The sequence below is a fragment of the Pseudomonas sp. GV105 genome (assembly GCF_003058185.1).
In the GTDB taxonomy this organism is placed as follows: Bacteria; Pseudomonadota; Gammaproteobacteria; order Pseudomonadales; family Pseudomonadaceae; genus Aquipseudomonas; species Aquipseudomonas veronii.
On record NZ_QBUF01000007.1, the window covers coordinates 328,988 to 341,650 of the forward strand.

At 60.6% G+C, this 12,663-nt stretch carries 14 protein-coding genes and 1 riboswitch; of the genes, 9 read left to right on the plus strand and 5 right to left on the minus strand.

Annotated features, from left to right (window positions below; genetic code table 11):
• Positions 1–160 precede the first annotated feature (160 nt).
• Positions 161–745, plus strand: a complete 585-nt coding sequence (locus tag C8K66_RS16270; RefSeq protein ID WP_017845959.1) for a YajG family lipoprotein — start codon at positions 161–163, stop codon at positions 743–745.
• Positions 746–800: 55 nt separating this feature from the next.
• Here the strand turns inward: C8K66_RS16270 and C8K66_RS16275 are convergent, their stop codons facing one another.
• Positions 801–1,010, minus strand: a complete 210-nt coding sequence (locus tag C8K66_RS16275) for a hypothetical protein (protein ID WP_017845958.1) — start codon at positions 1,008–1,010, stop codon at positions 801–803.
• 182 nt (positions 1,011–1,192) lie between these two features.
• On the opposite strand from C8K66_RS16275, the gene C8K66_RS16280 reads away from it, so the two are divergent.
• Entirely contained in the window at positions 1,193–1,450 is a 258-nt protein-coding gene (locus C8K66_RS16280) for a hypothetical protein (RefSeq protein ID WP_046384667.1), read from the plus strand.
• Between the two features lie 121 nt (positions 1,451–1,571).
• On the opposite strand, the gene C8K66_RS16285 is transcribed toward C8K66_RS16280, so the two are convergent.
• Complete coding sequence (locus C8K66_RS16285; RefSeq protein WP_169850554.1) at positions 1,572–2,735, minus strand: 1-acyl-sn-glycerol-3-phosphate acyltransferase; 1,164 nt, start codon at positions 2,733–2,735, stop codon at positions 1,572–1,574.
• Between the two features lie 133 nt (positions 2,736–2,868).
• Here C8K66_RS16285 and C8K66_RS16290 point away from each other — a divergent pair, with 133 nt between their 5' ends.
• From C8K66_RS16290 to C8K66_RS16305, 4 genes are all read left to right on the plus strand, one after another.
• The gene (locus C8K66_RS16290; protein WP_017845955.1) at positions 2,869–3,051 is read left to right on the plus strand and encodes a CPXCG motif-containing cysteine-rich protein; all 183 of its coding nucleotides are present in this window, start codon (positions 2,869–2,871) and stop codon (positions 3,049–3,051) included.
• 11 nt (positions 3,052–3,062) lie between these two features.
• Complete coding sequence (locus C8K66_RS16295; protein ID WP_017845954.1) at positions 3,063–3,323, plus strand: putative signal transducing protein; 261 nt, start codon at positions 3,063–3,065, stop codon at positions 3,321–3,323.
• Between the two features lie 36 nt (positions 3,324–3,359).
• A complete protein-coding gene (locus C8K66_RS16300) occupies positions 3,360–3,980 on the plus strand; it encodes an SOS response-associated peptidase (RefSeq protein ID WP_057004262.1) in 621 nt (206 codons plus the stop codon).
• A gap of 136 nt (positions 3,981–4,116) precedes the next feature.
• Positions 4,117–4,935: a M48 family metallopeptidase gene (locus C8K66_RS16305; protein WP_017845952.1), complete on the plus strand. Its 819-nt coding sequence runs from the start codon at positions 4,117–4,119 to the stop codon at positions 4,933–4,935.
• A gap of 80 nt (positions 4,936–5,015) precedes the next feature.
• On the opposite strand, the gene C8K66_RS16310 is transcribed toward C8K66_RS16305, so the two are convergent.
• The 3 genes from C8K66_RS16310 to C8K66_RS16320 form a co-directional block, all read right to left on the minus strand.
• Positions 5,016–5,600, minus strand: coding sequence for a TMEM165/GDT1 family protein (locus C8K66_RS16310; RefSeq protein ID WP_108525385.1), 585 nt, complete (start codon positions 5,598–5,600; stop codon positions 5,016–5,018).
• An 89-nt stretch (positions 5,601–5,689) separates the two neighbouring features.
• A riboswitch (yybP-ykoY riboswitch) is annotated at positions 5,690–5,809 on the minus strand.
• Between the two features lie 51 nt (positions 5,810–5,860).
• Positions 5,861–6,859, minus strand: coding sequence for a class I SAM-dependent methyltransferase (locus C8K66_RS16315; protein WP_017845950.1), 999 nt, complete (start codon positions 6,857–6,859; stop codon positions 5,861–5,863).
• A 30-nt stretch (positions 6,860–6,889) separates the two neighbouring features.
• Positions 6,890–7,855 (minus strand): 2-hydroxyacid dehydrogenase, encoded by a 966-nt coding sequence (locus tag C8K66_RS16320; protein WP_017845949.1) that lies wholly within the window; start codon positions 7,853–7,855, stop codon positions 6,890–6,892.
• A gap of 84 nt (positions 7,856–7,939) precedes the next feature.
• Between C8K66_RS16320 and C8K66_RS16325 the strand changes: the two genes are divergently transcribed.
• From C8K66_RS16325 to C8K66_RS16335, 3 genes are all read left to right on the plus strand, one after another.
• Positions 7,940–8,572, plus strand: coding sequence for a LysE family translocator (locus C8K66_RS16325; protein WP_017845948.1), 633 nt, complete (start codon positions 7,940–7,942; stop codon positions 8,570–8,572).
• A 205-nt stretch (positions 8,573–8,777) separates the two neighbouring features.
• Entirely contained in the window at positions 8,778–10,460 is a 1,683-nt protein-coding gene (locus tag C8K66_RS16330; protein ID WP_108525387.1) for a fatty acid--CoA ligase, read from the plus strand.
• A gap of 331 nt (positions 10,461–10,791) precedes the next feature.
• Positions 10,792–12,663, plus strand: a complete 1,872-nt coding sequence (locus C8K66_RS16335) for a DUF1302 domain-containing protein (RefSeq protein ID WP_046384661.1) — start codon at positions 10,792–10,794, stop codon at positions 12,661–12,663.

The following is a 12,663-nucleotide window of genomic DNA, read 5'->3' on the forward strand; positions in this document are numbered from 1 at the left end:
CCTGCCGGGGATGACGGGCGCGTGTATCGGCTGTGACATATCGGTGACATCGAACCCCTACAATGCCTGCGGGTCTTAGGTTGTAACTGACGCTAGTTCCCGGCGAGGGCCGCCCGCTATACTGCCGGCCTGTCGGTACTCGATTTCTGGAGAGAAGAGCATGTTGCAACGCCTGTTGTTCGGTTTGATCACTGTGACCAGTTTGACCCTGGTTGGCTGCGCCAATAGCCCGCAACAACTCAGCCCGCAACCGAAGCTCACCACGCAGTTGGCCCCGGTGGGTCACGGTCAGCCGGTGTCGGTGCGTGTGGTGGATGGTCGTCCTTCGCCGACCCTGGGCTCCCGTGGTGGCCTGTATCCGGAGACCGCGCTGGTGTCGGTGAGCGGTGCCGATGTGCTCCCCAAGCTGCAAGCCCAGGCTGAAGCCGCGGTGCGGCTGCTCGGCTTTACCCCGGCCAACTCGCCGGGCGCGCCGCAGTTGACCATCACCCTGGCCGAGCTGAAATACCAGTCGCCCAAAGACGGCCTGTACGTGACTGAGGCCACTATCGGCGCGACGTTCAGGTCCGACGTGAGCGCCGGCACCCGTCGCTACAGCGGCCGTTATGGTGCGTCCCTCAACCAGCGCTTCGGCATGTCGCCTAACCAGGAGACCAACACCAAGCTGGTCAGCGACGTCCTGAGCGACGCTCTGACCCGTCTGTTCAAGGACCCGAGCATCGGCCAGCTGCTCAGCTCGCAATAACGCTCAATAACAAGCCGGGCTCAGCGCTGAGCCCGGCTTTTTTGTGCCCGCCGTTTCATGCCGCGGTGTCGATACCGAAGTCGAGCAGGCTTATCCCGGTCAGCAGGTCCGTCTCCGGCAGGTCCGCATGCTGGTGCCCGCCAAGGGCGCAATACACCAGCCAGTGGCGGTCCTGGACGTTGAACGCGAGGCCGCCGATCAGCGCCTCTTGCTCATCGCTTGGGGCTATCAAATACAGTCGATCCTGGTTTTGCGCGTGCAACATGACAAGCTCCCGAGCGTTCGAAGGGCCACAGAGTGAACGGTTAAGGTGACGTTCAGGTGACGCCGTAAATTACTCGATACATTAGCTGTCAATGGGGGAAGGAGCTTTTAGGCGCAGGAGGCGACTTCCGTTCAGGTTTGTATCTGAATGGATACCAAGGCACTGTTTCAACGAGGTGTGTGATGGCGCTGGCCGGACTGCTGATCAATGTTGTTGCTCTATCAGTGGCCTGCTCTGGGGCTGCACTGCTATTCATTACCCGTTTGAAGGAACAGCGCGCCATGGCCAGGCTCGCCGCGCAAAGCGAAGAGCGCGCCATCGACCAACCCATGCTGTTTCTGGATGTACGCACCGAACGGGCGCATCGCCTGGCTTATCGTATTGGTTTCGCCTGCCTGGGGCTGGCGCTGCTGGTTTCATGGATCAGCACGCGTTTTTAGTTGCGCCCTGAAACGACTGTGGGAGCGGGCTTGCACGCGATAGCGGAGTTACAGTCGGTACCTCTGTGACTGAACCACCGCATCGCAGGCAAGCCCGCTCCCACAGGTTTGGCTAGGTGTATTACAGCGGGATTCCCGCCTTGACCCGATATTGATTGCGCACTGGCGTTGCATATTGCACCACCAGGAACGGCCGGTGTTCGACCGGGCACTCGCTCAAGCGCCGCTCCCACTCTGCCTTGGCCTTGGCCAACTCGTCGGCCGGGAAGATATCCGCTGCCTTGGGCACCTGCAGTTGCGGGTCGGCGTCACTCCACTGGGCGTAGGCCAGGTAGTGAACCGGGAACAGGCGATAACCTCCGAGAATCTGCCGGTCCATTTCCACGGCGAGCAGCTTGGTGTCTTCGAAGCGCTCGGTGATCGGCGGGGCAAAGTTCACATGCACCCGGCCCTTGTAGCCGGTAATGCCCAGGGCAATGCTCACATCGTCTTCACCCGGTGCCTTGGTGTAGGTGCCGGTGGTGGCGCGGATGTACAGCTCGCGAGCCTTGGCCAAGTCGCATGGGTCGTATTCGTAGCTGATGGACACGGGCGTCAGGTTCAGCGACTGGATCACCTCGGCGAACGGCTCGTCCTTGCGGCTGACGTGGAACATCTTGAGGATCGCCGATTCGGTGCGGTCATCCCCATCCTTGGCGCGGCCTTCGGCCTGGGCGATCCAGATCGACTGGCAGTCGTGGCGGATCGAATGGTTGATGTAGGCCGACAGCAACTGGTAAGCCGCCATTTTTTCCTTTCGCCCGGTGATCGAGCGGTGCACGATGAAGCTCTTGTTCAGGCGCATCAGGTCGCTGACAAACGGCTTTTGCAGCAGGTTGTCGCCGATGGCGATACGCGGTGTCGGCAGGCCGGCGTGGTACACGGCGTAGTTGACGAAGGCCGGGTCCATCACGATATCGCGATGGTTGGCCAAAAAGACGTAGGCGGTGCCCGATTTGAGCTGTTCCACGCCGGTATAGGTCACGCCGTCGGTCGCTCGATCAATGGTGTGGTCGACGTAATACTCGACTTTGTCCTGCAGCGTGGCCACGGTGGTGACGCCGGCGAATTCACGGCGCAGTTTGCGGGCGATCATGGGTTTGAGCAGCCAGCCCAGCGCGCCGGCAAAGCGCGGGAAGCGGAAGTGGGTCAGGATGTCCAGAAAGGCCTTGTCACTGAACAGCCGCTCCAGCACTGCCGGGACTTCGCTGTCGTTGTAAGGTCGGATGGTATCGAATTCGCCCATCATGCTCTCTTGTTAGAAACGGCTAGGGTAAGTAGAGGAAATACCAGGGTGCGGCCCGAGTAATGGGCTCGGCCGAAATATAACCCTGTAAATAGACCGGCGATTATACGCACAAGTCACTTGGGAGACTGCGATGCTGGAAACCGCGCTGTACGATTGTCCTTATTGTGGTGAAGTGGTGGAGACAACCGTGGATTTATCCGGCGGCGACCAGACCTATATAGAAGACTGTCAGGTATGTTGCCGACCGATCATTTTCAACCTGCAGGTCCATGGTGAAGAGTGGATGCTCGAAACTCGCAGCGAAAACGAATAGCAGGTACGCCCATGCAGCGAATCTACGAACCGGAAAACCTGATGGAAGGCGAGCTGCTGCAGCAGATGCTCGCCAGCGAAGGGATCGAGGCGCATTTGGTGGGGCGTCATTTGCTCGGCGGTAGCGGCGAGTTGCCGATTTTCGGGCTGCTGGGGCTAGAGGTGGACAACGACCAGGCAGCCTGCGCGCGGGAGCTGATCACCGCGTATAACGGTGCGCAACCGTTGCCTGGCGATGAACCCGACAGCTTCCCCGACGTGTTGGTCTGTTAGGCTGTCGGTCGGTTTACCCAAGAGTCGTGTTGCCCCATGTGTGGACGTTATGCCCTGTTTCGCTGGAACCCCACGTTTGCTGCCTTGCCGGGCTTTCCGGCGGATCAGCAGGCCCAGTGGAATATTTCTCCCAATGATTCGGTGCTGATCCAGCGCGCCACCGACGGCCAGCGCACCCTGGCCCGCGCCCGCTGGGGCCTGACACCGCCGTGGCTGACGGACCTTTCCCGTACTCCGGCGCATGCCCGCGCCGAAACCCTGGCTGAGCAACCGATGTTCCGCGAAGCGTTTCGCCAGCGTCGCTGCCTGTTGCCGGCCAACGGGTTCTACGAATGGCGCGGCACCCAGCGCAAGCGGCCGTACTGGTTGACGCCAGGGGAAGGTTCGACGCTGTTTTTTGCGGCCATCTGGGAAGCGTATCCGGTGCAGGAGCAAGTGTGGCTGAGCACCGCGGTGGTGACCCAGGCGGCGCAGAGTCAGCGGCGGCCGTTGATTCTGGATGCGGCGGGGCAGGAAGCCTGGCTGAACCCCGAGACGCCGCTGCCGGTGTTGCAGGGGCTGTTGGCCAGCGAGCCGGTCGCCTTGCGTGAACGGGTGCTGGCCAACATGGTCAACGATCCCAAGCTGAATGGGCCGGAGTGCCTGACTCCGGCTTGAGCCCGAAAGTCCGCCACCGTTGTGGGATGTATCCGAAATTTAGCGTCTGCACGTCTGATGTATCTGGCGTCGATACAAATCACCGCCTAGGATACGCGCCATGTTTTCAGGGCGTCTTTTCAGGGAGAGTGTGTTGATGAAGAAATCATTGGCCGTAAGTGTATTGGCGGCAGCAGTGCTGCTGGCCGGGTGTCAGTCCGTCAACACCACCAGCGGCGGTGCCGTTGGGGTGGAGCGCAAGCAGTACATGTTCAGCATGCTGTCGAGCCAGGAAGTCGACCAGATGTATGCGCAGTCCTACCAGCAGACCCTGGGTGAAGCCAGCGGCAAAGGCCTGGTGGACAAGACCAGCGCCAACGCCAAGCGCGTGCAGGCCATCGCCAACCGCCTGATCGCCCAGGCGCCGACCTTCCGTCCGGATGCGGCGCAGTGGAAGTGGGAAGTGAACCTGATCAAGAGCGATGAGATGAATGCCAACTGCGGGCCGGGCGGCAAGATCTTCGTGTACAGCGGGCTGATCGATAACCTCAAGCTCAGCGATGACGAGCTGGCGGCGGTGATGGGCCATGAAATCGCCCACGCCTTGCGCGAACATGGCCGTGAAGCCATGTCCAAGGCCTACGGCATCGAGATGGCCAAGCAGGGCGCCGGCGCGTTGCTTGGTCTCGGCCAGGACAGCATGGCGCTGGCCGATACCGTGGCCAACTACGGCATGACCTTGCCCAACAGCCGCAGCAATGAAAACGAAGCGGACCTGATCGGCCTGGAGCTGGCGGCCCGCGCCGGTTACAACCCGAACGCCGCCATCACGTTGTGGAACAAGATGGCCAAGGCTTCGGAAGGCGCGCCTCCGGAGTTCATGAGCACTCACCCGGCCTCCGACAGTCGGATCGCCTCGTTGCAGGCGGCGATTCCGAAGGTGATGCCGTTGTATCAGCAGGCCAAGAAGTCCTGATAATCCAAGCCTCATGAAGATCCAAATGTGGGAGGGGGCAAGCCCCTCCCACATTGGATTGGGTTTGCAGGCTTGGATCCTTAGATCCAACCGCTGCTTTGCATGGCCTTGTACACCGCCACGATCGCCAGGACAAAAAACGCCGTAGCCGCCAGTCGACGAATCAAGGTCAACGGCAATTTCTCCGCGGCAAAATTCCCCGCCAGAACCACCGGTACGTTGGCAATCAACATGCCCAGGGTGGTGCCGATAACCACCAGCCACAGCTCAGGGTATTGCGCCGCCAGCATCACCGTGGCGATCTGCGTCTTGTCGCCGATTTCGGCGAGGAAGAACGCAATCAGGGTGGTCAGGAACGGCCCGAACTTGCGCGTGGTGCTGGCGTCGTCATCGTCGAGTTTGTCCGGCACCAGGGTCCACAGCGCCGTGGCACAGAAACTTGCGGCGAGAATCCAGTGCAGCACCGCATCCGAGAAGAAACTGCCGAACCAGGCACCTACGGCACCCGCAGCGGCATGGTTCGCCAGGGTCGCGGCGATGATGCCGGCGATGATCGGCCAGGGTTTGCGAAAGCGTGCGGCAAGGATGAGCGCGAGCAGTTGGGTCTTGTCGCCGATTTCGGCCAAGGCAACGATTGCGGTAGGGACGAGCAGTGAATCCAGCATCAGGTAGGTTTCCAGGGGCGGGTCGACACGGCTATGACACGTACAGCCTTCCCGCCCCGGGTAAGGTGTGCGTGTCATAGGTCTTGTCAAACCCCGGTCCGTCTGAGCGGACTCCTGGGTCGCATACGCCATGGTCTGCTGACCAAGTATGTTGACGTATGCCGGACGAGCGTGGCGCTCGTGGGAGACTACTCCCCTAGGACGGAGCGGATTCTGCCTAGGCAAAATCCATTCGGCAAGTGTTCTTTTGCAAACGCCGATCAGCCGCGCTTGGCGCGATAGATGCGAAAACCATTGCCTTCGGCCTTGACCGCACACACGCCCAAGTGCTCTTCGATCAGCGGCTGGTACTTCAGGAAGCTGTTGGCAACCAGTCGGAGTTCGCCGCCTTTTGCCAGGTGTTTCGCGGCTTTTCGCAGCAAGTTCTCCGTGGCGAAGTAATCGGTGTGTACCCCGACATGGAACGGCGGGTTGCTCAGGATCGCGTTCAAGCCCATTGGCGCGGCATCGATGCCGTCTGCGGTCAGCACGTCGGCTTCCAGACCGTTGGCCGCCAGGGTCAGGCGGCTGCTGGCGGTGGCGAAGGCGTCCACATCCAGCATCGTCACCGTATTGTGCGGGTAGCGACGTTTGACCGCCGCGCCCAACACACCGGCGCCGCAACCGAAGTCCAGCAGGTGGCCGCTGGGCAGTTTGTCCAAATGCTCCAGCAACAACTCGGTGCCACGATCCAGGCGGCCATGGCTGAACACGCCCGGCAGGCTCACCACTTTCAGCGGACCTTCGGCCAGCGGCACTTCGAAAACCTGCGCCAGGCTCTCCAACTCCACCGCTTGCGGCGCGTTGGCCACGGTGACCTGCCACAACTGGCAGTGCCGTGCGTTATCGAGTTTGCGCGGCTTGCCGAAGGGGATCATCTGTTTGGCGGCGCTTTCGATCCCGCCTTTTTTCTCCCCCACCAGAAACAGCTCGGCACCGGGCAGGCGCGCGGCCACGGCGTTGAGCAGATAGTCGGTGAGGTCCTTGGACTTGGGCAGGAAGATCACTGCCGCATCAAACGTGCGCTGCGGCACATTCACGCCGAACTGGCTGCGCTCGGGGAAACGTGCGTCGAGCGCAGCCTGGTCACCGGCATGCCAGCACCAGCCATGGGCGTTGGGCAGACGGCCGAGCAAATCGTCGGCAGGCAACCCCACCAGCAGCAGGTTGCCTTGAAAAAGTTCGGCCTGACGAAGCAGTACTTCACTGCGCGGATCCATGGTCTGCTCCTTGAAAAGGGGCGCAGTTTATCAACTGACGACGCGCAGCGGGGCGCCGCTGAAAAAGCCGCGGGCGTTTTCCGCCAGTTGGCCGACAATCCGCTGCCGCGCTTCGCGACTGCCCCAGGCGTTGTGGGGCGTGACGATCAAGCGCGGGATATCGTCGGCCAGCAGCGGGTTGCCATGCACCGGAGGTTCGACGCTCAGCACATCGGTCGCCGCGCCGCCCAGGTGGCCATTGCGCAAGGCGTCGGCCAGGGCCTGTTCGTTGATCAGGCCACCGCGCGCGGTGTTGACGATAAACGCGCCGGGCTTGAGCAACGCCAGCTCGCGAGCGCCGATCAAGTCGCGGGTGTGTTCGTTGAGCGGGCAGTGCAGCGTCAACGCGTCGACCTGCGCCAGCAGTTCATCCAGCGGCATGCGGTCGGCGCGGGCAGGGCGCCCGGGAATGGCGCCGAGTATGACGCGCATGCCAAAGGCCTCGGCCAGCCGTGCGACGGCACTGCCCAGTTCGCCATGCCCGAGCAAACCGAGGGTTTTGCCCTCCAGCTCGACGATCGGGTGGTCCAGCAGGCAGAACTGCTTGGCGGCTTGCCATTTGCCCGCGCTGACATCCCGTTGATAGTCCTTCAGCCGCGTCGCCAGGTTGAGCAGCAGCATGATCGTATGCTGCGCCACCGACGGCGTGCCGTAGCCCTGACAGTTACTGACGGTGACGCCATGGGCGCGGGCGGCTTCAAGGTCGACGTTATTGGTGCCCGTGGCCGACACCAGGATCAGTTTGAGTTCGGGGCAGGCGGCCAGGGTTTCGCTGTTGAGCGCAATCTTGTTGCTGATAGCGACCTGGGCGCCTTGCAGGCGTTCGACCACATTCTGCGGGGTGGTCTGCTCAAACAACTGCAGCTCGCTGAAACAGTTGTGCAGCTCACTGAGATCGAGATCCCCCAGGTCGAGGGATGGGTGATCTAGGAAGACGGCGCGGCGATTGTTCGTCATCAACTGTACCTTTTGTGACAGGGTTCGAAGGCGTAATCTGCCGAGCCTATCAGATGAAATAATCCGTTACTTAATGGAGTGAGTATGTACGTCGCCGAGTTTTTGACCGTGGCCTTGATTCACCTGCTGGCAGTGGCCAGCCCCGGTCCGGATTTCGCGGTGGTGGTGCGCGAAAGTGTCACCCACGGCCGCCGCGCCGGGACCTGGACCGCATTGGGCGTGGGCTCGGCGATTTTCCTGCACGTGGGGTACTCGTTACTCGGCATCGGTTTGATCGTGTCCCAGTCCATCGTGCTGTTCAACGCGCTGAAATGGGCGGCGGCGGCCTACCTGCTGTACATCGGCTTCAAGGCCCTGCGCGCGCAGCCGGCCAAGCCAGCCGCCGAGGGCGAACTGCACCGCGAAGTCGGCGAACGCACCCCACGCGGGGCGTTTACCGCAGGCTTTGTGACTAACGGTTTGAACCCCAAGGCCACGTTGTTCTTCCTGTCGCTGTTTACCGTGGTGATCAACCCGCACACACCGCTGGCGGTGCAGGCGGGTTATGGCGTGTACCTGGCGGTAGCGACGGCGGCGTGGTTCTGCCTGGTGGCGATGTTGTTCAGCCAGCAGCGGGTGCGTGCAGGGTTTGCGCGGATGGGGCATTGGTTCGATCGGACGATGGGGGCGGTGTTGATTGCCATCGGCGTAAAACTGGCGTTCACCAGTATGAAATAAATGATCTTCTTTCATTGAGGACAGTCCAAATGTGGGAGGGTGCAAGACCCTCCCACATTTGATCGCTATCGGCTTTGAGTGGTGGCGCAAAGCTAGCATCCAGCAGTCCCTACAAATCATTCCTTTGGCTGATTTGGTCGACACCTAACGTCTCTACAGTGCAGGTCTTCAAGCCGAGACCGTGCAGTCATAAAAAGGGATTCGTATGTTGCAGACCCGTGTTATCCCGCCCGCCGAAGGTGCGTACCAATATCCGCTGTTGATCAAACGCCTGCTCATGTCCGGGGCCCGTTATGAGAAGACCCGGGAAATCATCTATCGCGACAAGCTGCGCTACACCTATCCGACTCTGATCGAGCGGGTCGCGCGCCTGGCCAATGTGCTCACCGAAGCCGGGGTCAAGGCCGGTGATACCGTTGCCGTGATGGACTGGGACAGCCACCGTTACCTGGAATGCATGTTCGCCATCCCGATGATCGGCGCGGTGATTCATACCATCAACGTGCGCCTGTCGCCGGAACAGATTCTCTACACCATGAACCACGCCGAGGACCGCTTTGTGCTGGTCAACAGTGAGTTCGTGGGGCTCTACCAGGCGATTGCCGGGCAGCTCACCACCGTCGACAAAACCTTGTTGCTGACCGATGCGGCCGAGAAAACCGCTGAACTGCCGAACCTGGTGGGGGAGTACGAAACCCTGCTGGCCGCCGCCAGCCCGAAATACGATTTCGAGGATTTCGACGAAAATTCCGTCGCCACCACCTTCTATACCACCGGCACCACCGGCAACCCCAAGGGTGTGTACTTCACCCATCGCCAATTGGTGCTGCACACCATCGGCGTGGCGACCATCATGGGCAGTGTCGACAGCGTGCGCTTGCTGGGCACCAACGACGTGTACATGCCGATCACGCCGATGTTCCACGTGCATGCCTGGGGCCTGCCGTATGTGGCCACCATGCTGGGCCTGAAACAGGTCTACCCCGGGCGTTACGATCCGGAATACCTGGTGGAGCTGTGGCGCAAGGAGAAGGTCACCTTTTCCCACTGTGTGCCGACCATCCTGCAAATGGTGCTCAACGCCAAGGCCGCCCAGGGCGTGGACTTTGGCGGCTGGAAAATCGTCATCGGCGGCAGCGCCCTCAATCGCACGCTGTATGAAGCGGCCAAGGCCCGTGGGATTCAACTGACCGCCGCGTATGGTATGTCCGAGACCGGGCCGTTGGTGTCCTGCGCCCATCTCAACGATGAGCTGATGGCCGGCACCGAGGACGAGCGCACCACTTACCGCATCAAGGCCGGTGTGCCCGGGCCGTTGGTGGAAGCGGCGATCATTGACAGCGACGGGCATTTCCTGCCCGCCGATGGCGAGTCCCAGGGCGAACTGGTGCTACGCGCGCCGTGGTTGACCGAGGGTTACTACAGCGAGCCGCAAAAGGGCGCCGAGCTGTGGGAAGGCGGCTGGATGCACACCGGCGACGTGGCGACCCTCGACGCGTTTGGGGTGATCGATATCCGCGACCGCATCAAGGACGTGATCAAGACCGGCGGCGAATGGATCTCGTCCCTGGCTCTGGAAGACCTGGTCAGCCGCCACCCGGCGGTACGCGAAGTAGCGGTGGTGGGCATCGCCGATCCGCAGTGGGGCGAGCGCCCGTTTGCGTTGCTGGTGGTGCGTGATGGCCATGTGATAGGCGCCCGTGAACTCAAGGAGCACCTCAAGCCGTTCGTGGAGTTGGGCCACTTGAGCAAGTGGGCGATTCCAAACCAGATCGCCATTGTTACTGAAATTCCCAAGACCAGTGTCGGCAAGCTCGACAAAAAACGTATCCGCGTCGACATCATTGAGTGGCAGGCCAACAACAGTACGTTCCTCTCTACCCTTTGATACCTTTCGCCGTGCCCGTTCGGGCACGGCAATGCTCTATCTCGCGGCTTCACTTGTGATTTGCCGATTTTCAGCCATCCTTGCCGCGTCGGCCTTCGTCGACGTGGCAAAAGGACTGTGGCAGACGGGTCGGTGATGCAAATCACACTTTAGAGGGATCAAGCGGTACCCCCTGCTGGCTATAGTCCCTCTCAGAGTTTTTCAAGGATGTTGCGCTTCGAGCCATGGGGGCTCGGTTGCCGGGCGGCATTGGAATCGTTGTATTCCGGCCGTTACATGCATCACCGAAAGAACTCACTGCCATAACAATAATGCACATGGAGTAGCGTCGATGACCTCAGTAAATCAGTTCTGGCGCCGGGCAAGATTGCCCCTGGCCGTCAGTCTCGCTTCTACGCTCGCCGGGCCGGCATTCGGCGTCAGTTTCAATATCGGTGAAATCGAAGGGAATTTTGACTCCTCTCTTTCCGTGGGGGCCAGTTGGTCGACAGCCAAGGCCAACCGCGATCTGATCGGCGTCAACAATGGCGGCAAGGGCTTGTCCCAGACCTCCGATGACGGCCATTTGAACTTCAAGCGCGGCGAGACGTTCTCGAAAATCTTCAAGGGCATCCATGACCTGGAACTGAAATACGGCGACACCGGTGTGTTTGTTCGCGGCAAATATTGGTATGACTTTGAACTCAAGGACGAAAATCGTGAGTTCAAGGACATCAGTGACAACGGCCGTCCTATGGGCGCCCGGTCTTCCGGCGGGGAAATTCTCGACGCCTTCATTTATCACAACTACTCGATTGCCGATGAGCCAGGTTCCGTGCGTTTCGGTAAACAGGTTGTAAGTTGGGGCGAAAGTACCTTCATCGGCGGCGGCATCAACTCCATCAACCCGATTGACGTAGCGGCGTTCCGTCGCCCGGGTGCCGAGATCAAGGAAGGCCTGATTCCGGTCAACATGTTCTATGTGTCGCAGACACTGACCGAAAACCTGTCGGCGGAAGGCTTCTATCAGTTGGATTGGGAGAAGACCGTCACCGATAACTGCGGGACGTTTTTCTCCCAGGCGGACGTCATTACAGGCGGCTGCAATGACAACCTGCGGTTGCTCAGCAAGCGCTCTGTCATCGCTGCGGGTGGTGGTTTGCCGCTGATGAATCGGTTTGGCGTCGACATCAATGACGAAGGTGTACTGGTCAAGCGCGGTTCTGATCGTGACGCACGCGATAGCGGGCAGTTCGGTGTGGCCATGCACTACAACTTCGAGCCGCTGGACACTGAGTTCGGCGCTTATTTCATGAACTACCACAGCCGTGCGCCGATTTTCAGCGCCAAGGGCGCATCGGCTGCGACTTACGCCGCAGCTAACGCATTGACGTCCACGCCAGCGAGTAGCCTGCGTCCACTCATCGTGGCCGGTAACTCCAGCTACTTCGTCGAATATCCAGAAGACATTCGCTTGTACGGTTTGAGTTTCTCGACGACCTTGCCTACCGGCACAGCGTGGAGCGGCGAGATCAGCTACCGGCCGAACGCGCCGGTTCAGCTCAATACCACCGACATCTTGTACGCGGGCGTTACGCCGTTGATAGGCTTGAACGGTGCTTCCCCGCTCAAGGGCGCCGCCGGTCAGGATCTGAATGGCTATCGCCGCAAGGAAATCACCCAACTCCAGACCACCTTTACGCACTTCTTTGATCAGGTCATGGGCGCCAGCCGGCTGACACTGGTGGGCGAAGTGGGGCTGACCCACGTCGGCGGCCTGGAAAGCAGCTCGAAAGCGCGCTACGGGCGTGATCCGGTATTTGGTCCTGGGGAAGGCCCACTGTGCGCGACGCTCAACGCGGGAACCATTGCCGGTGCGGGCGCAGGTACAGACCGCAGTAACCTGACGGCCAACTGCAACAATGACGGCTTTACCACCGCCAACTCCTGGGGCTATCGCGGTCGGGCAATCTGGGAATACCCGGATGTGTTCGCGGGTGTGAACCTCAAGCCCAACGTGGCCTGGTCCCATGACGTCAGCGGTTATTCGCCAGGCCCTGGCGGCAACTTCGAAGAAGGTCGCAAGGCTGTCAGTCTCGGCCTGGATGCTGAATACCAGAATACCTACACCGCGAGCTTGGCCTACACCAACTTCTTCGGCGGTAAGTATTCCACTGTGGACGACCGTGATTTCATCGCCCTCAGCGTCGGCGCCAACTTCTAA

What these genes read in the sequence shown, in the direction of transcription:
- C8K66_RS16330 (WP_108525387.1), top strand. Translation starts at nt 8,778, where the DNA reads ATGTTGCAGACCCGTGTTATCCCGCCCGCCGAAGGTGCGTACCAATAT.
- C8K66_RS16325 (WP_017845948.1), top strand. Translation starts at nt 7,940, where the DNA reads ATGTACGTCGCCGAGTTTTTGACCGTGGCCTTGATTCACCTGCTGGCA.
- C8K66_RS16270 (WP_017845959.1), top strand. Translation starts at nt 161, where the DNA reads ATGTTGCAACGCCTGTTGTTCGGTTTGATCACTGTGACCAGTTTGACC.
- C8K66_RS16295 (WP_017845954.1), top strand. Translation starts at nt 3,063, where the DNA reads ATGCAGCGAATCTACGAACCGGAAAACCTGATGGAAGGCGAGCTGCTG.
- C8K66_RS16290 (WP_017845955.1), top strand. Translation starts at nt 2,869, where the DNA reads ATGCTGGAAACCGCGCTGTACGATTGTCCTTATTGTGGTGAAGTGGTG.
- C8K66_RS16320 (WP_017845949.1), bottom strand. Translation starts at nt 7,855, where the DNA reads ATGACGAACAATCGCCGCGCCGTCTTCCTAGATCACCCATCCCTCGAC.
- C8K66_RS16310 (WP_108525385.1), bottom strand. Translation starts at nt 5,600, where the DNA reads ATGCTGGATTCACTGCTCGTCCCTACCGCAATCGTTGCCTTGGCCGAA.
- C8K66_RS16335 (WP_046384661.1), top strand. Translation starts at nt 10,792, where the DNA reads ATGACCTCAGTAAATCAGTTCTGGCGCCGGGCAAGATTGCCCCTGGCC.
- C8K66_RS16275 (WP_017845958.1), bottom strand. Translation starts at nt 1,010, where the DNA reads ATGTTGCACGCGCAAAACCAGGATCGACTGTATTTGATAGCCCCAAGC.
- C8K66_RS16300 (WP_057004262.1), top strand. Translation starts at nt 3,360, where the DNA reads ATGTGTGGACGTTATGCCCTGTTTCGCTGGAACCCCACGTTTGCTGCC.
- C8K66_RS16280 (WP_046384667.1), top strand. Translation starts at nt 1,193, where the DNA reads ATGGCGCTGGCCGGACTGCTGATCAATGTTGTTGCTCTATCAGTGGCC.
- C8K66_RS16315 (WP_017845950.1), bottom strand. Translation starts at nt 6,859, where the DNA reads ATGGATCCGCGCAGTGAAGTACTGCTTCGTCAGGCCGAACTTTTTCAA.
- C8K66_RS16305 (WP_017845952.1), top strand. Translation starts at nt 4,117, where the DNA reads ATGAAGAAATCATTGGCCGTAAGTGTATTGGCGGCAGCAGTGCTGCTG.
- C8K66_RS16285 (WP_169850554.1), bottom strand. Translation starts at nt 2,735, where the DNA reads ATGGGCGAATTCGATACCATCCGACCTTACAACGACAGCGAAGTCCCG.